The 21,676-nt window shown below is 47.1% G+C and carries 26 protein-coding genes; 23 read left to right on the forward strand and 3 right to left on the reverse strand.

The annotated features are described in order from the left end of the window. The first annotated feature begins 34 nt into the window (after window positions 1-34). From FE785_RS01290 to FE785_RS01355, 14 genes are all read left to right on the forward strand, one after another. Window positions 35-1,450 carry a form I ribulose bisphosphate carboxylase large subunit gene (locus FE785_RS01290; protein ID WP_138563645.1) on the forward strand — a complete coding sequence of 472 codons (1,416 nt, stop codon included), beginning with the start codon at window positions 35-37 and terminating at the stop codon, window positions 1,448-1,450. Window positions 1,451-1,500: 50 nt separating this feature from the next. Further along, the gene (locus tag FE785_RS01295) at window positions 1,501-1,845 is read left to right on the forward strand and encodes a ribulose bisphosphate carboxylase small subunit (RefSeq protein ID WP_138563647.1); all 345 of its coding nucleotides are present in this window, start codon (window positions 1,501-1,503) and stop codon (window positions 1,843-1,845) included. Window positions 1,846-1,878: 33 nt separating this feature from the next. Then, window positions 1,879-3,900, forward strand: coding sequence for an alpha-carboxysome scaffolding protein CsoS2 (csoS2, locus tag FE785_RS01300; protein WP_138563649.1), 2,022 nt, complete (start codon window positions 1,879-1,881; stop codon window positions 3,898-3,900). Between the two features lie 15 nt (window positions 3,901-3,915). Continuing rightward, complete coding sequence (locus FE785_RS01305; RefSeq protein ID WP_138563651.1) at window positions 3,916-5,430, forward strand: carboxysome shell carbonic anhydrase; 1,515 nt, start codon at window positions 3,916-3,918, stop codon at window positions 5,428-5,430. 43 nt (window positions 5,431-5,473) lie between these two features. Continuing rightward, window positions 5,474-5,746: an alpha-carboxysome shell vertex protein CsoS4 gene (locus FE785_RS01310; RefSeq protein WP_138563653.1), complete on the forward strand. Its 273-nt coding sequence runs from the start codon at window positions 5,474-5,476 to the stop codon at window positions 5,744-5,746. Beyond that, on the forward strand, window positions 5,727-5,972 hold the full coding sequence (locus FE785_RS01315; RefSeq protein ID WP_138563655.1) for a carboxysome peptide B: 246 nt from the start codon (window positions 5,727-5,729) through the stop codon (window positions 5,970-5,972). The genes FE785_RS01310 and FE785_RS01315 overlap by 20 nt, the downstream gene beginning before the upstream one ends. Before the next feature lie 46 nt (window positions 5,973-6,018). Continuing rightward, complete coding sequence (locus FE785_RS01320) at window positions 6,019-6,303, forward strand: alpha-carboxysome major shell protein CsoS1 (protein WP_138563657.1); 285 nt, start codon at window positions 6,019-6,021, stop codon at window positions 6,301-6,303. A gap of 44 nt (window positions 6,304-6,347) precedes the next feature. Next, window positions 6,348-6,623 (forward strand): alpha-carboxysome major shell protein CsoS1, encoded by a 276-nt coding sequence (locus FE785_RS01325; protein ID WP_138563659.1) that lies wholly within the window; start codon window positions 6,348-6,350, stop codon window positions 6,621-6,623. 42 nt (window positions 6,624-6,665) lie between these two features. Further along, window positions 6,666-6,974 carry an alpha-carboxysome major shell protein CsoS1 gene (locus FE785_RS01330; protein WP_138563661.1) on the forward strand — a complete coding sequence of 103 codons (309 nt, stop codon included), beginning with the start codon at window positions 6,666-6,668 and terminating at the stop codon, window positions 6,972-6,974. Between the two features lie 60 nt (window positions 6,975-7,034). Continuing rightward, window positions 7,035-7,583 (forward strand): ferritin-like domain-containing protein, encoded by a 549-nt coding sequence (locus FE785_RS01335; RefSeq protein WP_138563663.1) that lies wholly within the window; start codon window positions 7,035-7,037, stop codon window positions 7,581-7,583. A gap of 63 nt (window positions 7,584-7,646) precedes the next feature. Beyond that, entirely contained in the window at window positions 7,647-7,859 is a 213-nt protein-coding gene (locus FE785_RS10835) for a hypothetical protein (RefSeq protein WP_202978312.1), read from the forward strand. A gap of 209 nt (window positions 7,860-8,068) precedes the next feature. After that, a complete protein-coding gene (gene rdgB / locus FE785_RS01345; protein WP_138563665.1) occupies window positions 8,069-8,677 on the forward strand; it encodes an RdgB/HAM1 family non-canonical purine NTP pyrophosphatase in 609 nt (202 codons plus the stop codon). Continuing rightward, on the forward strand, window positions 8,678-9,316 hold the full coding sequence (locus FE785_RS01350; protein WP_138563667.1) for a BMC domain-containing protein: 639 nt from the start codon (window positions 8,678-8,680) through the stop codon (window positions 9,314-9,316). Window positions 9,317-9,493: 177 nt separating this feature from the next. Continuing rightward, window positions 9,494-10,435 (forward strand): LysR family transcriptional regulator, encoded by a 942-nt coding sequence (locus FE785_RS01355; RefSeq protein WP_138563669.1) that lies wholly within the window; start codon window positions 9,494-9,496, stop codon window positions 10,433-10,435. Window positions 10,436-10,513: 78 nt separating this feature from the next. On the opposite strand, the gene bioD is transcribed toward FE785_RS01355, so the two are convergent. From bioD to FE785_RS01370, 3 genes are read right to left on the reverse strand one after another with little or no spacing between them, the layout of a single operon-like run. Next, entirely contained in the window at window positions 10,514-11,227 is a 714-nt protein-coding gene (gene bioD / locus FE785_RS01360) for a dethiobiotin synthase (RefSeq protein ID WP_238696293.1), read from the reverse strand. A gap of 12 nt (window positions 11,228-11,239) precedes the next feature. Further along, the gene (locus tag FE785_RS01365; RefSeq protein ID WP_138563671.1) at window positions 11,240-12,130 is read right to left on the reverse strand and encodes a phosphoribosylaminoimidazolesuccinocarboxamide synthase; all 891 of its coding nucleotides are present in this window, start codon (window positions 12,128-12,130) and stop codon (window positions 11,240-11,242) included. A gap of 8 nt (window positions 12,131-12,138) precedes the next feature. Beyond that, a complete protein-coding gene (locus FE785_RS01370; RefSeq protein ID WP_138563673.1) occupies window positions 12,139-12,642 on the reverse strand; it encodes a phosphate-starvation-inducible protein PsiE in 504 nt (167 codons plus the stop codon). Between the two features lie 194 nt (window positions 12,643-12,836). On the opposite strand from FE785_RS01370, the gene rpe reads away from it, so the two are divergent. The 9 genes from rpe to FE785_RS01415 all read left to right on the forward strand — a co-directional run bounded on the left by rpe (window position 12,837) and on the right by FE785_RS01415 (window position 21,675). Then, complete coding sequence (gene rpe / locus FE785_RS01375) at window positions 12,837-13,541, forward strand: ribulose-phosphate 3-epimerase (protein ID WP_138563675.1); 705 nt, start codon at window positions 12,837-12,839, stop codon at window positions 13,539-13,541. A gap of 83 nt (window positions 13,542-13,624) precedes the next feature. Continuing rightward, window positions 13,625-14,311 (forward strand): phosphoglycolate phosphatase, encoded by a 687-nt coding sequence (locus FE785_RS01380; protein ID WP_138563677.1) that lies wholly within the window; start codon window positions 13,625-13,627, stop codon window positions 14,309-14,311. A 329-nt stretch (window positions 14,312-14,640) separates the two neighbouring features. Beyond that, window positions 14,641-16,143 carry an anthranilate synthase component I gene (trpE, locus tag FE785_RS01385; RefSeq protein WP_138563679.1) on the forward strand — a complete coding sequence of 501 codons (1,503 nt, stop codon included), beginning with the start codon at window positions 14,641-14,643 and terminating at the stop codon, window positions 16,141-16,143. A 24-nt stretch (window positions 16,144-16,167) separates the two neighbouring features. Then, the gene (locus FE785_RS01390; protein WP_138563681.1) at window positions 16,168-16,758 is read left to right on the forward strand and encodes an anthranilate synthase component II; all 591 of its coding nucleotides are present in this window, start codon (window positions 16,168-16,170) and stop codon (window positions 16,756-16,758) included. A gap of 22 nt (window positions 16,759-16,780) precedes the next feature. Beyond that, a complete protein-coding gene (gene trpD, locus FE785_RS01395; RefSeq protein WP_138563683.1) occupies window positions 16,781-17,800 on the forward strand; it encodes an anthranilate phosphoribosyltransferase in 1,020 nt (339 codons plus the stop codon). A gap of 81 nt (window positions 17,801-17,881) precedes the next feature. Beyond that, window positions 17,882-18,685 (forward strand): indole-3-glycerol phosphate synthase TrpC, encoded by an 804-nt coding sequence (trpC, locus tag FE785_RS01400; protein ID WP_138563685.1) that lies wholly within the window; start codon window positions 17,882-17,884, stop codon window positions 18,683-18,685. 199 nt (window positions 18,686-18,884) lie between these two features. After that, the gene (gene trpB, locus FE785_RS01405; RefSeq protein WP_138563687.1) at window positions 18,885-20,081 is read left to right on the forward strand and encodes a tryptophan synthase subunit beta; all 1,197 of its coding nucleotides are present in this window, start codon (window positions 18,885-18,887) and stop codon (window positions 20,079-20,081) included. A gap of 203 nt (window positions 20,082-20,284) precedes the next feature. After that, window positions 20,285-20,662, forward strand: a complete 378-nt coding sequence (locus tag FE785_RS01410; protein ID WP_138563689.1) for a DUF6627 family protein — start codon at window positions 20,285-20,287, stop codon at window positions 20,660-20,662. Further along, window positions 20,662-21,675, forward strand: coding sequence for a PA2778 family cysteine peptidase (locus FE785_RS01415; RefSeq protein ID WP_138563691.1), 1,014 nt, complete (start codon window positions 20,662-20,664; stop codon window positions 21,673-21,675). Before FE785_RS01410 ends, FE785_RS01415 begins: the two co-directional genes overlap by 1 nt. Window position 21,676: the final 1 nt, after the last annotated feature.

Raw genomic sequence — 21,676 nt, forward strand, 5'->3', positions numbered from 1 at the left:
ATTCAAATCAACTCCAAAAACGAGGAGAACATTTATGGCTAGTAAAACTTTTGACGCTGGTGTACAAGACTACCAGTTGACTTATTGGACTCCAGATTATGTTCCATTAGACACAGACCTATTGGCGTGTTTCAAAGTTATCCCACAAGAAGGTGTACCACGTGAAGAAGCGGCTGCTGCGGTAGCTGCTGAGTCTTCAACAGGTACATGGACAACAGTATGGACAGACCTATTGACAGACATGGAATTCTACAAAGGTCGTTGTTACCGAATTGAAGACGTTCCTGGTGACAAGTCAGCATTCTACGCGTTTATCGCTTACCCACTAGACCTATTCGAAGAAGGTTCAGTAGTAAACGTACTAACATCACTTGTTGGTAACGTATTCGGCTTTAAAGCGGTACGTTCTCTTCGTCTAGAAGATATCCGTTTCCCAATGGCGTTCATCAAGACATGTATGGGACCTCCATCAGGTATCCAGGTTGAGCGTGACAAGCTAAACAAGTACGGTCGTCCAATGCTAGGTTGTACAATCAAGCCTAAGCTAGGTCTATCTGCTAAGAACTACGGTCGTGCGGTATATGAGTGTCTACGTGGTGGTCTAGATTTAACTAAAGATGATGAAAACATCAACTCACAGCCGTTCCAGCGCTGGCGTGATCGTTTTGAGTTTGTAGCGGAAGCGGTAGATAAAGCGACAGCTGAAACAGGTGAGCGTAAAGGTCACTACCTAAACGTTACTTCTGGTACTGTTGAAGAAATGATGAAGCGTGCTGAGTTCGCCAAAGAACTAGGTCAGCCGATCATCATGCACGACTTCCTAACAGCTGGTTTTACAGCGAACACAACACTAGCAAACTGGTGTCGTGAAAACGGAATGTTGTTACACATTCACCGTGCGATGCACGCGGTAATTGACCGTAACCCACACCACGGTATCCACTTCCGCGTACTAGCGAAGTGTCTACGTTTGTCAGGTGGTGACCACCTACATACAGGTACCGTTGTAGGTAAGCTGGAAGGTGACCGTGCGTCAACGCTAGGTTTTGTAGATCAGTTACGTGAAGCATTCGTACCAGAAGACCGTTCACGCGGTGTATTCTTCGACCAAGACTGGGGTTCAATGGCGGGTGTATTCGCCGTTGCTTCAGGTGGTATCCACGTATGGCACATGCCAGCACTTGTAAACATCTTCGGTGATGACTCAGTTCTTCAGTTCGGTGGTGGTACACAGGGTCACCCAGGTGGTAACGCTGCGGGTGCTGCGGCTAACCGTGTTGCGCTAGAAGCGTGTGTTAAAGCACGTAACGAAGGACGTGACCTAGAGCGCGAAGGTGGGGATATCCTACGTGATGCAGCTCGTCACTCTAACGAACTAGCCGTAGCTCTAGAGACTTGGAAAGAGATCAAGTTCGAGTTCGACACAGTTGATAAATTGGACGTTCAGTAATTAGCCACGGGTTAATTACCGAATTCGAACCGAATTAAGGAGAATATAAAATGTCAATGATTCAAACAGAAGACTACCGTACAAAGTATACGCTAGAAACTTTCTCATTCCTTCCAGACCTAACAGCGGATGAGATCTATGCGCAGATCGTATATATCATCAACCAGGGTTGGACTCCGGCTCTTGAGCACGAAGCACCAGAAAGCGCTTCAGCTCACTACTGGGGTATGTGGAAGCTACCATTCTTCGGTATGCGTGATCCAAACGAAGTATTGGCAGAGCTAGATGCTTGTCGTGCAGCGTACCCAAATCACCTAATCCGTTTGATTGGTTACGATAACTATACACAGTGTCAAGGGCACAACTTCGTGGTTTACCGTCCAAGAGGCATGTAATCCATTTTTTCTGGAATTTAAGGAGGCTTTAGCATGAGTGGAACAACTCCAACGCAAAGCGGGCGCGAAGCAGCACGAGCTCACCGTCAAGGAATGAAGCGTGGTAAAACAGCACGTACTTCATCGCCTGTGTCGGCGAAGCGTCGTCCTGAACCAGTTGCGCCAGTAGCGAGTGCCCCAGTGGCACAACCTACAGCTGCTAAGTCACCTGTAACTCGTCCAGCCGTTCGTGTTGCGACCGCGCCAGTAGAAAGCGCGTCAGCAGCCGGACGAAAAGCGGCGAAGCAGAAACGACAGCAGTTAAAATCCGGAAAAGTGTCACGAACACAAAGTTCGACCAACCCACATCCTAAGGCGAAAGCCCGTCAGGATCGTGAGCCACTAGTTGAAGTGTCAGAGCGTAAGCCAGTAGCCACAAGCACGCCTACTCGTCCAACGGACAGTAAGGTTGCGGTGAAAGCGGAAGCGAAGTCATCAGAATCCAGTGGACGCAGCATGGCGCGTGCATGGCGTAAAGCCGGTGCGAAAGGAAAGGCTGGTCAAAGTGCTTATAAATCAAAAGGTACACAGTCTGGTGCTCTAGCCAAGATGGCGAATCCAGATGCGTCTACCCGTGAGATTGCGAGAAAGATTCGAGCCGAACGTTGCAGCCGTGGTAAAGCGGGATGTGCAACAGCCGAAACGGCGAGCTCAAAGAAATCTCGACAGTCGAAAGCGTCACGCACAGCACCTGAAAAGGTGGGTGAGTCGAATACGCTTAGCGGACAACGTGTTTCTGGAACGCAAGTCGGTCAAGGTCGTAAGGCCATGACGGGTGCAGAAACCGGCGCGTGCCAATTGGTCAGCGGGACCGAGTATTTAGGAACGGAAGAGTTCGCGAACAACTGCGACTCGACACCTAATGCGAAGCCTGCGAAAGTAACGCAAACTCAGACGACTCGTGGTCAGACCATTAGTGGAAATGAGGTAGGTCGTTCGAAGAGTGTAACAGGTGATGAATCTGGTACATGTTCTGCGGTTTCCGGTACAGAATATCTTCCGGCAGAACAGAGTGCGTTATTCTGTGGTGCTGATGCGCCAAAAACATCAGCAAAAGGGGCTTTCTCAATAATGAGCCAGTCTCCACAATCAAAACCACAGGCCAATACAGGTTCAAAAGTAACCGGTGGCGATAACTACAAGTCACAGTCAGTGACATTGCGTCCGAACAGCGCCCCTGAAAAGGTGGTGGCTTCGAAGACAGGGATGGGCATGACGACAACGGGCACGCAAGTGGGTCGTTTAGAGAATGTGACCGGTAGTGAGAAAGGCGTTTGTAAGAACGTCAGCGGCACAGGTTACCAGAGCGCTGAAGAAGCACAGGAATATTGTGATAAGCCGGCTGAAAAGCCAGTGGCTAAGGTTACCAAATCCGGTACTGCTAAAGGTCAAACCATTACTGGTGACCGTAGCGGTAACGTTGATAAGATGACCGGTGCCGAAGCGGGTGCTTGTAAGCCAGTAAGCGGTACCTCATATATGGGTACTGAGCAGCTAGCAACTTGTTCTGCTGAACAGCAGCAAGAAGCTCAGCAACGTATGAGACAGGGTATTAACCGAGAGATTTCCGGTCAACAGCCTGGTCTGATGGGTTTAACCGGTGCTGAAGCAGGTGCTTGTAAATTAGTGTCTGGTACAGATTACCAAGCCAATAGCCAAGTTGAGCAGTTCTGTGATACAGCGAATGTCGCACAGCCTGGTCAGTCTGACTTTCCGCAGATGATGGCTCAGCCTGCTGTAATGCAGCAAGCAACTGTAATGCCTCAGGCTCAGCCTGCAGCGGCACAAGGAGCAAAAATCAGCGGTGATGCTTGGGATCGAGGTAATAAGGTAACAGGTGTTGAAGAAGCATGGTCTAATGGTAATGCTTCAGCGGCAACTAATCCTATGATGGGTGGTGTGATGTCACGCCCTCAGCCTAAAGCTGAACCTGTACAAGCAAGCGATGGTCGCATTACTGGTGATGCCGGTGAAACCAGCTCTAAAATCACCTTGACCGGTGGTGCAAGAGCCTAAAGAAAATTGAGTGTCATGATTAAGAAAAGTAGTCGTAAAAAGTCGATGTTCTGGAAGCAGATTCCTGCGAATCCTGCTTTAAAGCAAACTGCACCTGCTTCGGCAGCAGCTGTTAACTCTACAGCTTATGCAGTGCCAGCATCGGCCGGCGCTCACGCTTTAGTTGATCGAGCTCAAAATCAGATGTTGCGTCAATACGAGACGGATATCAAAGCCAGCTTCGATAATATCGGGCCGGTTTTAAAAGATATCTTGTCTCAGCAACATCATCATGATTTTAAGCGTTGGGCCAATAGAGAGTTATTTAACAAGCTACATGTTACGCTTGATGAAAACGAATGGGATGTATCGAAAGCCGATCATTCACAAGCCGTTTTCCAGAATTTATTTGCAAAAACACTTTTTGCACAGTTTATGAGACTGTCTGAAAACTTCTTCAAAAATGACCCTTTGAAAGGTCAGAATCGTCAAGAAGCAGAGAGTCTCTTTAGAAATGCCGGAATTCATGCCGTAGGGATCGCTCCTTGTGCGGATGGTCGTTTGGCACACTTTGTTAGTTATGTATTACGTTTACCCTATTCATCGGCAAGACGTAAAGCACACGCTGGTGCTTTATTTGATATCAGCGAAAGTGTCCGTAACTGGGTGTTTGTCGAGCATACGCGCTTCAGAGAAGGGCGTCCAAACTCTGCGGATGAACCGACACGTTATTTAAAAATGGCGGTATACCATTTTTCTAAAGCCGATCCATCACACCAAGGGTGTGCGGCGCATGGAAGCAATGATGCCAAAGCCGCTGAAGCAGCTCTAACCAAGTTGCAGGATTTCAGACAAGCGATTGAAAATCGATTTGGCTGTGGATCTACAGTTGAAACAATGTTGATTGGTATTAATACCGATGACGACAGCCTAAAGATTCATATTCCGAACGAACAAGGATTTGTCAGTCTGGATCGTTTTATTGAAACAGATAAGCTGTATAAGCAAACCCTGGGTATGTCGGCTATTGATGCCAGCGAAGCGATTGAAACCGCAATTGATGGCTGCAATATGCAGCACTGTGCGACCCCGCCACGCGAGCAGATGAAAAAGTTGATCACCTGGTTTGTCACCAAGAACTTCTCGCAGATCGAGTATGTCAATACTTATGAAGATGGCTGCTATAGCGATATTGGTCATGCGGAAAGATTTATCGGCATCGGTAATGGTTTTGAAGAAGTTCAACTACGTAACCTAAGCTATTACAGCTATTTGGATACCGTAGAGGAAGGTGTGAACGACGTTGATGTCGGTATCAAGATTTTTAAAGGCTTAAATGTCAAAAATGGTCTGCCTGTACCGATTATTATTCGTTGTGATTATGACGGTCGTGTACCTGGTTCTCGTGATCGCGCTGAACAAAAAGCGCTACGTATCGAGAAAGCAATTCATAACCGTTATCAAGAATTATCAGTCTGTGGTTTAGTGCAAACTATGGCGACACTGCGTGATCACACCGGGTGTCAATCAGCTGAGAAAATAACTGGTTAATTGTTTGATTAACAGTTAGAACAAACTGATTTCGGAGTTAAATATGAAAATTTATAAAGTCGATGGTACGCTCGTTTCAACCAACCGTATTGCGATGATGGAGCATAAGCCTCTGTTGGTAGTACGTGAGAAGGAAGGCGGCACACCAATGGTGGCAGTTGACCCAATCGGTTGTAAAGAAGGTGACTGGGTATTATGTTGTGGTAGTTCGGCCGCGCGTGATGCAACAGGTGTTAAGGGCTATCCAAGTGACCTGACAATCGTCGGTATTATCGATAAGTGGGGAGATGCTGCGGATGGAAATTCATCAAGTTAAACAGGAGCTGATCCTTACCAGTCGTTTACCTGACATGGGCTATTTACCGGTTAAGGTATTAACCAGTGTATCCGGTTCAACCAGTGTGGCGATGGATCCGATTGGTGTAAAAGAGGGGGATTGGGTGTTTACCATTGCCAACTCCGCCGCTCGAGACGCCGCTGGTGATAAACGATATTTAACAGATTTAACGGTCGGCGGAATCATAGATAATTGGCGACCATAAGATTTCAAAACGGTTTTAGAAAAACTCTTATTCAGGAGACAAGATTATGAGTATTGCATTAGGAATGATTGAAACACGTGGTCTAGTACCAGCTATTGAAGCAGCTGATGCGATGACTAAGGCGGCGGAAGTTACTTTGACAAGCCGTGAATTTGTTGGTGGCGGTTACGTTACTGTTATGGTTCGTGGTGAAACTGGTGCGGTAAACGCAGCGGTTCGCGCGGGTGCTGATGCGTGTGAGCGCGTTGGTGATGGTCTTGTAGCGGCGCACATCATTGCACGTCCGCACAGCGAAGTTGAACCTTTTGTTTCAACGGTTGCAGCAGAATAATTTTTAGTTTTATTTTTTAAGTTTTTAAATTTAGGAGAAAAGTGATGAGTATTGCTTTAGGAATGATTGAAACACGTGGTCTAGTACCAGCTATCGAAGCAGCTGATGCGATGACTAAAGCCGCGGAAGTAACATTGGTTGCTCGTGAATTTGTTGGTGGCGGTTACGTTACTGTTATGGTTCGTGGTGAAACTGGTGCGGTAAACGCTGCAGTTCGCGCTGGTGCTGATGCGTGTGAACGTGTTGGTGACGGTCTTGTTGCTGCGCACATCATTGCACGCCCTCACAGCGAAGTTGAGCCGTTCATCAAGAACGCTTAATCAGCCGTTTATATTTTTAATTCCTGACTTAGGAGAAAAGTAATGAGTACTGATTACGGTATTGCTTTAGGAATGATTGAAACACGTGGTCTAGTACCAGCTATCGAAGCAGCTGATGCGATGACTAAAGCGGCAGAAGTACGTCTAGTAAGCCGTGAGTTCGTAGGTGGCGGTTACGTTACTGTAATGGTTCGTGGTGAAACTGGTGCGGTAAACGCTGCAGTTCGCGCTGGTGCTGATGCGTGTGAGCGCGTTGGTGACGGTCTTGTTGCTGCGCACATCATTGCACGTCCTCACAATGAAGTTGAGCCAGTTCTTACTGCTGGTGGCAACTCAGCGAGCCGTAGCTAATAAACGGAAGTCTGAAACGATCGCTCGTTTGAGTGATTGTCTCGGATATTAGGAGGAAGCATGCAATATTCGTCAAGAATGCCAGGAAATGTTATGCCAGGTGCCGGTGCACATCCTCAAGTACCTCAATATCAGAACGTTCCTGCGAACGGACAGATTTTGGGTTATTTGGGGCGTGCGTTGAGCATGGAGTTTTCCGCTGGTCAGCATTACCTCGCGCAAGCGTCCTTGTCAAAGTTCCGTAATGAAATGAGTTTCGCTGAAGGTTTTGTCACCTTGGCGAACGAAGAGTTCCAACATGCGAATCTGATTACAGACCGTATGGTGGCACAAGGTGCTCTACCGTCAGGCAGTATTTTACGTCCTGCGGGAGTATCGAATAATGTGATTGAAGCTTTACGTACTTGTGAAGAGCGCGAAGTCGCTTTGATCAATCTGTATGCGGAAGCGACCAATTACTGTGCCAATGTAGGGGCTCAGCAAGATCATGCTCTATTCAGCCGATTATTGGAAGAAGAGCAGGCGCAGTTGATGAGAGTCAACTCTTGGATTCAAGAGTATTATCAGACGATGAGTCAGCAGCAACAGCCTTACGGTAACTTTGTATAAAAACGCTTAGAGGTGACAAAGGTCTAATCGGTGTCACCAGCGAGCAATGCTAGGAGTCTAGGTATGACAACTGAAACGACTAAAGCGGCAGCAGCTACGGACAGCAAGCCTGCAGCGACAGCTTCAGAAGCCAAGAATGCAAACACTAAAACAGCGGCGAAAAAGCCGGCAGCTAAATCGGCACCAGTGAAAAAGCCTGCTGGTGTACCAGCCGGTACTAAGCACATCGCGGATGAAATGAAAGCATTTCCATCGCGTCGTGTTTGGCCAGATTAATCTCTGCGGTTGGCATTAGTGATAGGGGGCTTGCCCCCTTTTTTTGACCCATTGATGAATCTCTATGGTTAGGGTTCATAATACCAATTTCCAAATGGATAACACTGTCGGTAAGATAACCGCCTTAGTTAGTTTCACTGGAATGGTTTTAAGAATCATTAGAAATTTTTACCTGCTTATTGTTTTAGCAGAGTGTAGTTAGGAAAAACATGAGTTTGATTGTTTTAGCAACAGGTAACCCGTTTAAAGTAGTGGAGATTGAACCTCTATTGACGGCTGCCGGTTTTGAGACAAAATTACAAACTGATTTTTTTTTAGACGAAGTCGTTGAAGACGGCTTGAGCTTTTTTGAAAACGCTTTGAAAAAAGCCCGTTTCGCCAGTGCTAGAACGGGATTGCCGGCTTTGGCCGACGATTCCGGCTTAGAGATCGATGCGCTAAACGGCGCTCCGGGTATTTACTCGGCTCGCTATGGTTGCGACCATACCGGTTCGACTACTGAAGAGAAGAATATGCTTCAGGTGTTGGATAATCTCGGTGACTTGCCCTATTCTCAGCGTAAAGCACGTTATACTTGTGCTGCGGTGTATGTAGAACATGCCGATGACCCTGTGCCATTAATGGCCATTGGTCACTGGTATGGTGAGATTCTCAAGGAGCCAAAAACCACATTCGGTATTGGCTATGATCCAATTTTCTGGGACCCTAAACATTTCAGAACGGCTTCTCAAATGACGCTGGAAATGAAAAATAGTATTAGCCACAGAGCACAAGCTGTTAATCAGGTGCTGGCTCAGCTTAAACAAAAGAACTTATAGATGATTGAATTAAGAACCTACGTTTTTCTAGACTCTCTACAGCCGCAGCTGGCCTCTTATATGGGGACTGCGTCTTTGGGCTTTCTGCCTGTGCCTGGAGATTCCTGCTTGTGGCTAGAGGTAGCCCCGGGTATGGCGGTTCATCGTCTATCTGACATCGCCCTTAAGGCGTCAAATGTTCACTTGGGTCAGCAGATCGTAGAGCGTTCTTTCGGTTCGATGGTTGTTCACCATCGAGATCAAAGCGACGTGCTTGAGTCAGGCTCTAAGATGTTACAGCACCTGAACACCCATGAATTCGATCGTCAGCAGTGTGTGGTAATGTGGAACGAAGTGATTCGTGGTATTACCCCGGATCATGCTACCTTGATCAACCGTGACAACCGTCGTGGTTCGATGATCTTGCCTGGACAAAGCATGTTCATTATGGAAACCGAGCCTGCCGGTTATATCGTCTATGCTGCCAACGAGGCGGAAAAAGCGGCCAATGTTACCCTTGTAGAAGCTCGTGCGGTCGGTGCCTATGGTCGTCTATTGATGACCGGTAAAGAAGCCGATGTACTTGAAGCACAACGTGCCGCTACCGATGCGTTATCGCGTTTGACTTGCCGCAAGGGCGAAGTCGACGATCACTATTGATAGTTATTCAACTATCGACCTATTTACTAAATTCACTATAAATCACCTTAATAGGATATAATCGTCTATGGTTTAGCGCTAAACCATAGAATGTGTTCCCAATCAGAGGACACTGATAAGCGATATTTCATTATAGTATTGTCACTAAACGGCGATACAAATGCATTAGGTGACTTTATGAAAAATGCGGCCACTCAGCCAGGAAACTTTCTTATCCGACATGCTTCATTACGCCAGATTCAAGTATTTGAATCGGTGGCGCGTAACTTAAGTTTTACCCGCGCAGCAGAAGAGCTGCATTTGACTCAGCCAACCGTGTCAGCACAGGTGAAAAGTTTGGCCGAAGCGATTGGCATGCCTCTATATGAACAGATCGGCCGCAATATATCACTGACAGAAGTCGGCGAGGTGGTCGCCAACAGTTGCCGTGAAGTGATCAATCACTTTTCCAATCTGGAGATAATGCTCGATGGTTTTCGCGGCATGAAACGTGGTCGCCTGAGAGTTGCCGTGATGACCACGGCAAAATACTTCATGCCATTGGCCCTAGGTGAGTTCTGTAAGCAGTATCCTGATATCGATTTAGCCTTAACCATTGAAAACCGAGAAAGCTTATTAAAACGCATCGACCAGAATATGGATGATTTATATATTCTTGGCCAGATTCCGCAAAGCTCGGTCGAGCTTGAGGTGATTCCGTTTACCGCCAATCCATTGGTGATTATCGCCAATCGCGATCATGAGCTGGTCGGCAAAAAGGTTTCTTTGGAGCGGCTTGCAGAAGAACCTTTCATTATGCGTGAACCGGGCTCTGGTATCCGTTCCGCGGTGGAAGATACATTTGGTGCCAAAGGTCTGAAGGTCAAAGAACGCCTAACGATGCAAACCAATGAAGCTATCAAGCACTGTGTGGTCGGTAAGCTTGGGGTAGCATGCGTATCCAAACACACGCTTTATCTGGAAGATAAGAAAGGGCCACTGGTTGAATTGGATGTAGAAGGTTTTCCGATTCAGAAAGAGTGGAATATCGTTTATCCGGCAGGTAAGGAGCTATCGCTAATCGCCAAGGAATTCCTTAAATTTCTTGAAGAGCGCGGTAACGAATATATTCGTATCTAGTTTTTCAGTATGCGGCTTAATTGGTGACACAGGATTAAGCCCAAACCGCATAAAACGCTGATTGCGGCACTGATAAATCTAAATGCTAAAACCGCTCAGAGGCAGAGCTTCTTTGTTCTCGTTATAGCTATTATGCAAGACCGGAATATCGGTCAAGGATTGCAGGTCGGTGAAATTATCAATGTCTGCATCGGCACTGATGTCATTAACGACAATGCAGTGGATGTGCAAGCCGCGATTGCCGATTGCTTCAATCGACAATAAAGCCTGATTGATGCAACCCAAACGATTACCCACCACTAAGATTACCGGCAATTGTAGTCTTTCGGCCAGATCGGCATTCAGACCATCCAAAGCTAACGGCGAATAAAAACCGCCGGCACCTTCGACCAGAGTGATCTGCTTGTCAACGGCATCCGATAACCTACAGGCGGCAGCCAAATCAGCAATATTGATAATGGTATCGCTACTAGCGATGGCGCGTTGTGGAGAAATAGGCGCTTCGAACTGATAGTTGCAGATTTCGCGCAGGCTTAGATGGGTTTGGCTGCTCTGCTGCAGAAACAGTGCGTCTTCGGATAATAAAGAGCCGTCTGCTTGCTTAATGCAGCCCGAGGCGATCGGTTTACGCGGTAGCACCTCAAAACCTGCTGCAAGCAGTGATTTGGCAATACAGCCGCTGACAAAGGACTTGCCAATTTCTGTATCGGTACCGGTAATAAAAAAACCGCCTTTGAATGACGGTTTTTTTTCTGTATGGGCTGGAGGGTTCGCTGAGTGTTCAGACATCATCGACCGCAAGCCTTACAGATTCTCAGTCAGGCGTGCTTGCGCTTCCTGATATTTTTCGAAAGTCTTGGCGACCACATCTTCAGGAAGATCCGGTGCGTGCTCAGGATTGCGATCCCAATCGAGGCTGTCCAAATAATCACGTATATACTGCTTATCGAAGCTTGGCGGGTTACTGCCAACTTGATAGCTCGATACCGGCCAGAAGCGTGAGCTGTCTGGCGTCAAGGCTTCATCAATCAGGTAGATGGTGCCATTATCGTCTTCACCGAATTCAAACTTGGTGTCTGCAATAATGATACCGCGCTCACGGGCAAATTCGGCAGCAGTGGTGTAAAGCTCAATCGCCAGTTTTTTTACCGCATTGGATTTTTCTTCACCCATGATCTCGACTAGGCGTTCGAAGCTGATGTTTTCATCATGGTCGCCTTGCTCGGCTTTGGTTGATGGGGTGAACAAAGCTTCAGGCAATTGCTGTGCTTTTTTCAAACCTGCTGGCAGGGCGATACCGCAGACACTTTGTGACTGCTCATACTCTTTCCAGCCGGAGCCGACCAGATAACCACGTACAATCGCTTCTACCGGCAGTGGCTTAAGCTTGCGTACGATCATGCCTCGGCCATCCAATTGCTTCAATTCATCAGCGGTAAGGTAGTCGGCAAGGTTCATATCGTCAACCAACTGATTAGGCACGATATCTTGCATTTTGCGCATCCAGAACTGGGCGGTCTGGGTGAGAATGCGACCTTTACCCGGAATCGGGGTTGGTAAAATGGCATCATAAGCCGAAATACGGTCAGTGGTGACAATCAACATATGATTGTCATCAATATCATAGATATCGCGGACTTTACCCTTGCCGATCAACGGCAAGCTAGTTAAGTTGGATTCGTATAGCGGTTGCATAGGCTTTCCTAGTCATTGGTGCTTTTGTAAGCACTCGGTTTGGTTTTACGTCTATTTTCAGGATACGGGAACTTGATATGCCCATATCGGAGAATCAGGGTCGAAATGGTAATCAAGGTAATGGTCGCTGCGACAGCAATCATCTGCCATTCACTAAGATCTTTCATTTCTAGAATTAAGTATCTGGCCAAGGCCACAATGGCGATATACATCGGCAGACGAACCGGCAGTTTACCGGAGTCGATATAGATAGCGACCATTGCCAAGACTTCCAGGTAAAGGAACAGCAACAGTAAGTCACCTAAGTGGACTTCCCGGTTGTGGATCATCTCCATTACAGCATCGTAACCGGCGAATACCGTAGCGATGGCAATAATCGCCAAGCCGATATATTCGATAAAATGAATACCCTGTTTAAAATAACGGTCGGCATTTTGCCCTAAAACACTCTGGGTATCGGCGGTATCCGGACGGATTATCTCGCTTTTATCAATTGCAGTTTTTTCTTCCATCAAAGTCATCTCAAGTATTCGTTTGTGTACAGTGTGCAAAAGTTTGCCCTAAACAGCAACAAGAATAGGGTTGCCATGGCATTTTTTTGCCCATTCTAAAGGATGCTGGTAAAATGCACGAATTATTTTTTCAACGAAATTTCCGGCGTAAAGCAATTCGTGCTTTTCGCTAGATTATTTAAAGGTGTTTTAAGATGGCAAAACAAGAAAATTGGATCGCTCCGTCAATCCTTTCAGCAGACTTTGCACAGCTGGGTAAAGACGTTAAAGACGTTATCGCAGCCGGTGCTGATGTTGTTCACTTTGACGTAATGGATAACCACTACGTTCCTAACCTGACTATCGGTCCACTAGTTTGTGAATCGCTGAAAAACTTCATGGTTCGTGAAGACGTTAAAGCACCTATCGATGTGCACTTGATGGTTAAGCCTGTTGACCGTCTAATCGGTGACTTCGCTTCTGCTGGTGCAGACATCATCACTTTCCACCCTGAAGCTTCTGAACACATCGACCGTTCTTTGCAGTTGATCAAGGCTGAAGGTTGTCAAGCAGGTTTGGTATTTAACCCGGCCACGCCATTAAGCTATTTGGATCACGTAATCGACAAAATCGATATGATTCTGATTATGTCTGTAAACCCAGGTTTTGGTGGCCAGGCATTTATTCCGCAAGCTTTGGAGAAACTAAAAGCAGCGCGTCAGATGATCGATGCGTCAGGTCGTGATATCCGTTTGGAAATCGACGGTGGTGTTAAGGTTGAGAACATCGCAGAAGTAGCTGCTGCGGGCTGTGATACTTTTGTATCTGGTTCTGGTATTTTCGGTAAGGCAAATGCTTCGGATGCAAACCGTTATGATACGGTTATCCAGCAGATGCGTGACGAGTTGGCAAAAGCTTAATCCAAAGCTTTTTCAACCTCGACTTATTGCAAAACGCCAGCCTTAGCGCTGGCGTTTTGTTGTCTGAAATCAAGGAAAAACAGATGGCAATTAGTAAAATCAAACCAGAATTAGTATTAATCGATTTAGACGGAACCCTAATCGACAGTGTGCCGGATTTGGCCTACTGTGTGGATGAAATGATGAAGCAGCTGGATATGCCGGTGCGTGGCGAAGCTGCGGTACGTAACTGGGTAGGTAACGGTGTACAACGTCTTACAGAGCGAGCCCTGATCAATGCCGTTGAAGGTATGCCTGAACAGCAATTGATGGATAAGGCTTATCCGATATTTCTGGAGCTCTACAAGCACAATAACTCACAGCGTAGCTGCGTTTACGATGGTGTTAAGCAAGGTATCGAATGGTTGTTGGACAATGGTTACCGCGTCGCTTGCGTGACCAACAAGGCCGAAGCGTTTACCTTGCCACTATTGAAAGCCAAGGGGCTATTGGATTATTTCGAGCTAGTCGTTTCAGGTGATACCTGTGCGGAGAAAAAACCGCACCCAATGCCGTTATTACATGCCGCGGAAAAATTAGGCGCTAATCCGGCTAACTGTCTGATGCTGGGTGATTCCCGTTCCGATGTTAAGGCAGCTCGCGCGGCCGATTTCGGCATAATCTGCATGAGTTATGGCTATAACCACGGTGAAGATATCCGTGATTACAACCCTGATGCGGTTATGGACTCTTTTATGGAGTTGCCAAACTATCTACAAGCCAAGGCTTGAGATAATTGAGCTCAGTCTGGTTAATGACCAGACTGGGTTTTTACTCGAATCCATAGCGTGATTCGATACCATTATTACAAGCAGAGAGATTTGTCATAACAGATGAAAGCCCTAGCATTTATTAAAGCCCTGTTATTAGAGATCTTTCGCCCGTTAATCTGCACCTCAGCAGGGATAAAACGTGCTATCTTATTCTATCTGTATAGCCGTAAACATAAGTAACCTCTGAAAAAGCGGTATTGCGGCCAGAAATACAACCTATTACTATTCTAGAATATGGCAAAAGAGCCGATATTCATTAACCGTCAATCGAGCAAGGCCAAACACGAATGAGCAGTCAACAATTTGCTACCCTCGCCGCACAAGGCTACCGCTATGCGCCAGTAATGCGCACAGTGCTTTGTGACTATGACACCCCGCTAAGCGTTTACCATAAGCTTGCCAAAGGGGCGTACTCCTATTTATTTGAATCGGTGCAGGGCGGTGATAAGTGGGGTCGCTATTCGATTATCGGCCTGCCGTGTTCACGTCGTATCGAAGTTCATGGGCACCAGGTCAGTGAATATTTAGGCGATGAACGGATTCAGCAGCAAATCAGCGATGATCCTTTGGCGTGGATCGAAGCGTATCAAAATCAATTCAAGGTTTTCGAACAACCGGGTATGCCGGCGTTCAGTGGTGGCTTGGTTGGTTACTTCGGTTATGACACTGTACGTTTTGTCGAACCGCGTTTGCACAACAGTATGCCGTCTCAGGACGACATCGGTGCCGCCGATGTGCAGTTGTTAGTATCAACGGAATTGGTGGTATTCGATAACTTGAACGGTCAGGTTCATATGATCGTCCATGCCGACCTAACCGAAGAGAATGCATTGGAGCAAGCCAATCAGCGTTTGGATGAACTGCAGACCCAGCTAAGTCATACCACGAGTGTGCCGCAAGACAGCAAGCAGCCGAGCATTGTTAAAGAAGAAGATTTTGTTTCCAGCTTTGGTGAAGAGCCTTTTAAGCAGGCCGTGGATAAAATCAAAGAATATATTCTCGCCGGTGATGCGATGCAGGTGGTGATTTCACAGCAGATGTCGATCGATTTCGATGCCGCGCCAATCGACCTGTACCGTGCCTTGCGCTTTTTGAACCCGTCACCTTATATGTTCTTTGTCGATATGGGCGATTTGCAGATTGTCGGTTCATCACCGGAGATTCTGGTTCGTCTCGAAGACAATACGGTAACGGTGCGTCCAATTGCCGGAACGCGTCGTCGCGGTGTGACAGCGGAAAAAGACAAAGAACTTGAAATTGATTTATTAAACGATCCGAAGGAGTTGGCCGAACATCTTATGTTGATCGATTTAGGCCGCAACGATGTCGGCCGTATCGCTGAGATCGGTTCGGTCGAATTAACCGAGAAGATGGTGGTCGAGCGTTATTCCCACGTGATGCATATTGTTTCCAATGTTAACGGTCAAGCCAAAGCGGGAATGAGTGCGATGGATGTATTGCGCGCCACCTTTCCGGCCGGAACCGTATCCGGTGCGCCGAAAATCCGTGCGATGGAAATCATCGATGAAATGGAACCGGTCAAGCGCGGCGTTTATGCCGGTGCGGTCGGTTATTTGGGGTGGCATGGCAATATGGATACCGCGATTGCCATTCGTACCGCGGTCATTAAAGATAATAAGCTGTTTGTTCAGGCCGGTGCCGGTATTGTCGCCGATTCGGTGCCGCAATCGGAATGGGATGAAACCATGAATAAAGGTCGTGCCATTTTTAGGGCGGCGCAGTTTGTTAGCGAAGGCTTGCATGCCGATACATTGCAGAACAAGAAATAGGTAAAGGTCAGTAAGGAAAATTTTATGTTGTTGATGATTGATAATTACGATTCTTTTACCTATAACATCGTGCAGTATTTTGGTGAGCTAGGTCAGCAGGTTGAAGTCCACCGTAATGACCAGATCGATATTGCCACCATCGAGCAGATGAATCCGGAATTCTTGGTAATTTCCCCCGGCCCTTGTACGCCGACAGAAGCCGGCATCTCCGTTGAAGCCATTAAGCATTTTGCCGGCAAGATTCCGATTATGGGGGTCTGCCTAGGTCACCAGAGTATCGGTCAGGCGTTTGGCGGCAATATCGTGCGTGCCAAACAGGTGATGCATGGTAAGACTTCTCCGGTTTATCATCGTAACTGCGGCATGTTTACTGATTTGCCAAATCCGGTGCAGACCACGCGTTATCACTCGCTGGTTATCGAGCAAGCCAGTTTGCCGGATTGCCTTGAGGTCACCGCTTGGACACAGGATGAAAACGGCGAACTTGATGAGATTATGGGTGTACGTCATAAAGAACTGCCGATCGAAGGGGTCCAGTTCCATCCAGAATCGATTCTCACCGAGCAAGGCCACCAGATGCTAAGAAATTTTTTGGACCAGAAGGGCTGTAAATAGTCACACTGATTAGGAAAACGATATGGAATTGAAAGCCGCCTTAGAAACGCTATTAAGCCGACAAGATTTAAGTACAGATCAGATGGAATCTGTCATGCATCAATTGATGTCGGGTAAAGCCACCGATGCACAGGTCGGCGCAATTCTTACCGCGCTGCGCATGAAGGGAGAGACTCAAGATGAAGTCACCGCTGCCGCGCATGTGATGCGTTCGCTGGCTTCCGCGGTTCCAATCAGTGATAAATCCAAATTGGTCGATACCTGCGGTACCGGTGGAGACGGTGCCAATACCTTCAATATCTCCACCGCGAGTGCGTTTGTGGTAGCCGCCGCAGGTGCCACCGTTGCCAAACACGGCAACCGTTCTATTTCGAGTAAGTCCGGCAGTGCCGATGTACTTGAAGCCGCCGGTGTAAATCTGAATCTTACGCCGCAACAAGTGGGTGAGTGTATTGACCAGACCAATGTCGGTTTTATGTTTGCCCCGGCGCATCATAGTGCGATGAAGCATGTGATCAATGCCCGTAAAGAAATGGGTGTCAGAACCGTGTTCAATATGCTGGGGCCTTTGACCAATCCAGCCGGCGCACCATTTCAGGTGATTGGTGTCTATGCAAAAGAATTAACTACCTTGTTTGCCAAGGTTCTGCAGCGTTTAGGTTCCAGCCATGTCATGGTGGTTCACGCCGAAGACGGTTTGGATGAAATCAGTATCGCCAGCAGAACCTTTGTTGCCGAATTGAAAAACGGTGAGGTCACTGAATGGGTTTTAGACCCAGCCGATTACGATATGGATCATGCCACCTTGGAAGAGCTTGCGGTGGACTCGGCTTTGGATAGCTTGAATATCATCCGTGCGGTTTTTGCCAATAACGAGTCGGCCGCCAAGGATATTGTTTGTTTGAATGCCGGCGCCGCTTTGTATGTCGCAGGTTTAGCGGATAATTATGCCGAGGGCGTTTTACTGGCGCGAACCGTGATTGCCGATGGACTGGCGCAGCAGAAATTCAATGAATTTATCAGCAAGACACAATCCCTTTAAATAAAGGACGCGGAGTATTGGTTCCGTGTTGATGTGTCGGCATGGCTTTTTAGCCTTTTGTATGTTTTAAAGGAACGCTCAATGAGTGGTACACCAACCATTTTAAAAAAGATTATTTTCCGTAAATTAGAAGAGATTCAAGAAGGCTGTGAGAAAATCCCGCTTCGTGAAATGAAGCAAAAAGCCCTAATGATGAGCACTACGCCAACGCGTGGTTTTGCCGATGCTTTACAAGCCAAGTTAGACAAGGGTGAATCGGCGGTTATCGCTGAAATCAAAAAAGCCTCGCCATCCAAAGGTGTTTTGCGTGATCCGTTTGATCCGGTGGAAATCGCCAAGTCTTATCAAGAAAACGGTGCCGCTTGTTTATCGGTTCTGACCGATAAGGATTTCTTTCAAGGGTCCAATGAGTATTTGCAGCAGGTTCGAGAGGCGGTTGAATTGCCGATTATCCGCAAGGACTTTATTGTCGATGACTATCAGGTTTATGAAGCGCGTGTTATCGGTGCCGACTGTATTCTATTGATTGCCGCGGCGATCGGTGATGCACAGATGTTCGAACTGACTCAAACGGCGATGCAACTCGGTATGGATGTGCTGATCGAAGTGCATAACGAAGAAGAACTGGAGCGCGCGTTGCGTTTACCTTTACCAATGATCGGTATCAACAACCGCGATTTGCATAGTTTTGATGTCACTTTGGAAACCACGTTGAAAATGCTCGATAAGATTCCGGATGACCGTATTGTGATTACCGAAAGTGGTATTTTGGGGCCGGAAGATGTCGCCAAAATGCGCGAGCACCACGTCAATAGTTTCTTGGTGGGTGAAGCCTTTATGCGTGCCGATAACCCGGGTGAGAAATTGGCGGAGTTATTCAAATAATCCCACGCTTGTCCACAGCAGGCTCAGTCATGCCTATATTCCAAAGCCAGTCAGTTGACTGGCTTTTTTGTGAGTGGAGAAGTCGTATTATTATCAATAATCTTTAGTTGATAATAAAAATTACCAGCCGCAGGCATGTCTTGATTTGGTTATGATGAGTGCTACAAAAAAACATCATTCGATAATCAAGGAGCAATTCATGTCATATTTAAAAAGTACGCCGAATAAGGAAGGTTATTTTGGTGATTTCGGTGGTGCGTTTTTGCCCCCGGAACTGATTCCGCATTTCGAACAGATCAATAAAGCCTATTTGGAACTAGGTCGTTCGGCGGACTTTTTAAATGAGCTTAAATATATCCGTAAGCATTATCAAGGTCGTCCAACGCCGGTTTATTATGCACATAACTTAAGCCGTGAAGTGGGCGCGCATATCTATTTGAAGCGTGAAGACCTGAATCACTCGGGCGCACATAAATTGAATCACTGTATGGCCGAAGCCTTATTGGCGAAACACATGGGTAAAACCAAACTGATTGCCGAAACCGGTGCCGGTCAGCATGGTGTGGCGCTAGCAACCGCAGCGGCGTATTTCGGGATGGAGTGTGAAATCCATATGGGTGAAATCGATATTGCCAAAGAAGCGCCCAATGTCACCCGTATGAAATTGTTAGGTGCTCAGGTTGTGCCGGTTGGTTTTGGCGGACGTTCTTTAAAAGAGGCGGTCGACTCGGCATTCCAATCTTATGTACCGCAAGCGGATACCGCACTATTCGCGATCGGTTCGGTGGTCGGGCCACACCCATTCCCGATGATGGTGCGTGACTTCCAGTCGGTGGTTGGCTTTGAAGCGCGTGAACAGTATTTGGAAATGGTTGGCGAATTGCCGGATGAAGTAGGCGCCTGTGTCGGTGGTGGATCAAATGCGATGGGCTTGTTCTCCGGGTTTATGGATGATGAGGGAGTCGGCAAAAATGGTGTCGAACCTTTAGGTCGCGGAACCAATCTGGGTGAGCATTCGGCAACCATGACTTATGGTAAACCGGGAATGATTCACGGTTTTAAATGTCTGGTATTGGAAGATGAAGAGGGTAACCCGGCGCCGGTTCATTCGATCGCATCCGGTTTGGATTATCCGGGAGTCGGGCCTGAGCACTCTTATCTGAAAACGGTAGGGAAGGTGAATTATCATGCGGTCACCGATGATGAAACCTTGGATGCGTTCTATAAGTTATCGCGTATGGAAGGGATTATCCCTGCGTTGGAAAGTTCTCATGCGGTGGCCTGGGCAATGAAGCACGGTAAAGCAAATCCGGGTTCTACCATCTTGATCAATTTGTCGGGGCGCGGCGACAAGGATATTGATTATGTTGCCGACAATTTCGGTACCGGTGAATAATCCCTGCCCGAAGTTTAGAGGAATAAACGCGCTCTTGAGCGCGTTTTTTTATGGCTGTGATCTAGCTTCATTGTCCGGATTATGAAGATTTGCTGACGCAGGCTGACATCTTTTTTACGGAACCCTTTAAGTGAGCAATTCGCTTTTGCAGTTTAGAAAGGCCTTTGCTATGCTAAAACTCCTTATCGAGAGGAGATTACAAAATGAGAAAAGCAATTACATTAAGTGTTTTATTGTCGTTCTTTAGTGTATTGGCGTTACCGGTGCAGGCGGCAATGGTAGGCACTGAAGAAATTGTGCAAAACGCACAAATGATCGATGAACGCGCTAAGCTGAACGAGTTTTTGCAGCGTGAAGATGTCAAAGTCCAGTTTGAAAATATGGGAGTCGCATCTCAAGATATCGAACAGCGTGTGGCGGCACTGACAGATCAAGAAGTCATACAGCTTAATCAGCAGATGGAAACCCTGCCTGCCGGTGAAGGTATTGTCGGATTGGCGGTATTTTTATTTGTGGTCTTTATCATTACCGATGCATTAGGGGCGACCGATCTATTCGATTTTGTCGATCCGATTCGTTAATGACAAGCGCATTAATACAGCGATTACACACCCGGCTTTTGTCGGGTGTTTTGTTTGTGCTGATTGTTGCGGTAATGCAAGGCTGTGCCTATGCGCCACAGGTTAAGCAACTGCAACAAAACGGTTGGGACAATTTATCGATTGCCAAGGCCGTCGAGTTGACCGATGTGCCCTTTTTCCCCCAACAGAAATATCAGTGTGGGCCGGCGGCCTTGGCGACAGTGCTTAACTACAACAATATTAATGTCGAGCCGGAAGAGCTGCGCGCCAAAGTTTATGTGCCGAAACGTCAGGGCAGTTTTCAAATAGAGATGATTGCCGCGACTCGCCAATACGGCAAACTGCCTTATCCATTGGATCCGAGTCTTGAGGATCTGCTAAGAGAAGTTGATGCAGGCAATCCGGTGCTGGTGTTGCAAAATTTGGCTTTCGAGAACATGCCGCAATGGCATTTTGCGGTGGTAGTCGGTTATGACCTGAATCGCTCTGAAATTATTTTACGTTCAGCCACCAGCAAGCGCTGGACAACGTCGCTGAGCAATTTCGAACAAACCTGGCGTAAGTCGAATTATTGGGCATTGGTGGTTACCGATGCCGATAAGGTTCCGCCTACAGCAACCGTTTCCAAATGGTTGGCGGCCGGTTTGGATTTAGAAAAAATAAAGCGTTATCAACAGGCGCAACAATCCTATCGGGCGGCAACGCGAAACTGGCCGTTACAAGACAAGCCATGGTTAGCCTTAAGCAATCTGTTTTATAAGCAAAAGCGTTATCAGGATGCATCTGCCGTGCTCAAGCAAGCGCTGAGCAATATTAAAGACAGTGCCGAGCTATGGAATAACTATGCGTATCTGTTAAAACACGAAGGTTGTTATCAGAGCGCGCAACAAGCCGCTGCATGTGCTTTGCAATTAAAGGCCGATGACAAGAATATCATCGCGACTTGGCAAGAGATGCAGCAGTTGGATTTATCCGGTTCGAAAAGCTGTGAGGCCATTCAATGCGACCGTTAAA

This window comes from Thiomicrorhabdus sediminis (assembly GCF_005885815.1).
In the GTDB taxonomy this organism is placed as follows: domain Bacteria; phylum Pseudomonadota; class Gammaproteobacteria; order Thiomicrospirales; family Thiomicrospiraceae; genus Thiomicrorhabdus; species Thiomicrorhabdus sediminis.

Excerpts from the sequence above, each read along its gene's own strand:
- FE785_RS01290 (WP_138563645.1), top strand. The coding sequence starts at position 35 with ATGGCTAGTAAAACTTTTGACGCTGGTGTACAAGACTACCAGTTGACT.
- FE785_RS01295 (WP_138563647.1), top strand. The coding sequence starts at position 1,501 with ATGTCAATGATTCAAACAGAAGACTACCGTACAAAGTATACGCTAGAA.
- csoS2 (WP_138563649.1), top strand. The coding sequence starts at position 1,879 with ATGAGTGGAACAACTCCAACGCAAAGCGGGCGCGAAGCAGCACGAGCT.
- FE785_RS01305 (WP_138563651.1), top strand. The coding sequence starts at position 3,916 with ATGATTAAGAAAAGTAGTCGTAAAAAGTCGATGTTCTGGAAGCAGATT.
- FE785_RS01310 (WP_138563653.1), top strand. The coding sequence starts at position 5,474 with ATGAAAATTTATAAAGTCGATGGTACGCTCGTTTCAACCAACCGTATT.
- FE785_RS01315 (WP_138563655.1), top strand. The coding sequence starts at position 5,727 with ATGGAAATTCATCAAGTTAAACAGGAGCTGATCCTTACCAGTCGTTTA.
- FE785_RS01320 (WP_138563657.1), top strand. The coding sequence starts at position 6,019 with ATGAGTATTGCATTAGGAATGATTGAAACACGTGGTCTAGTACCAGCT.
- FE785_RS01325 (WP_138563659.1), top strand. The coding sequence starts at position 6,348 with ATGAGTATTGCTTTAGGAATGATTGAAACACGTGGTCTAGTACCAGCT.
- FE785_RS01330 (WP_138563661.1), top strand. The coding sequence starts at position 6,666 with ATGAGTACTGATTACGGTATTGCTTTAGGAATGATTGAAACACGTGGT.
- FE785_RS01335 (WP_138563663.1), top strand. The coding sequence starts at position 7,035 with ATGCAATATTCGTCAAGAATGCCAGGAAATGTTATGCCAGGTGCCGGT.
- FE785_RS10835 (WP_202978312.1), top strand. The coding sequence starts at position 7,647 with ATGACAACTGAAACGACTAAAGCGGCAGCAGCTACGGACAGCAAGCCT.
- rdgB (WP_138563665.1), top strand. The coding sequence starts at position 8,069 with ATGAGTTTGATTGTTTTAGCAACAGGTAACCCGTTTAAAGTAGTGGAG.
- FE785_RS01350 (WP_138563667.1), top strand. The coding sequence starts at position 8,678 with ATGATTGAATTAAGAACCTACGTTTTTCTAGACTCTCTACAGCCGCAG.
- FE785_RS01355 (WP_138563669.1), top strand. The coding sequence starts at position 9,494 with ATGAAAAATGCGGCCACTCAGCCAGGAAACTTTCTTATCCGACATGCT.
- bioD (WP_238696293.1), bottom strand. The coding sequence starts at position 11,227 with ATGATGTCTGAACACTCAGCGAACCCTCCAGCCCATACAGAAAAAAAA.
- FE785_RS01365 (WP_138563671.1), bottom strand. The coding sequence starts at position 12,130 with ATGCAACCGCTATACGAATCCAACTTAACTAGCTTGCCGTTGATCGGC.
- FE785_RS01370 (WP_138563673.1), bottom strand. The coding sequence starts at position 12,642 with ATGGAAGAAAAAACTGCAATTGATAAAAGCGAGATAATCCGTCCGGAT.
- rpe (WP_138563675.1), top strand. The coding sequence starts at position 12,837 with ATGGCAAAACAAGAAAATTGGATCGCTCCGTCAATCCTTTCAGCAGAC.
- FE785_RS01380 (WP_138563677.1), top strand. The coding sequence starts at position 13,625 with ATGGCAATTAGTAAAATCAAACCAGAATTAGTATTAATCGATTTAGAC.
- trpE (WP_138563679.1), top strand. The coding sequence starts at position 14,641 with ATGAGCAGTCAACAATTTGCTACCCTCGCCGCACAAGGCTACCGCTAT.
- FE785_RS01390 (WP_138563681.1), top strand. The coding sequence starts at position 16,168 with ATGTTGTTGATGATTGATAATTACGATTCTTTTACCTATAACATCGTG.
- trpD (WP_138563683.1), top strand. The coding sequence starts at position 16,781 with ATGGAATTGAAAGCCGCCTTAGAAACGCTATTAAGCCGACAAGATTTA.
- trpC (WP_138563685.1), top strand. The coding sequence starts at position 17,882 with ATGAGTGGTACACCAACCATTTTAAAAAAGATTATTTTCCGTAAATTA.
- trpB (WP_138563687.1), top strand. The coding sequence starts at position 18,885 with ATGTCATATTTAAAAAGTACGCCGAATAAGGAAGGTTATTTTGGTGAT.
- FE785_RS01410 (WP_138563689.1), top strand. The coding sequence starts at position 20,285 with ATGAGAAAAGCAATTACATTAAGTGTTTTATTGTCGTTCTTTAGTGTA.
- FE785_RS01415 (WP_138563691.1), top strand. The coding sequence starts at position 20,662 with ATGACAAGCGCATTAATACAGCGATTACACACCCGGCTTTTGTCGGGT.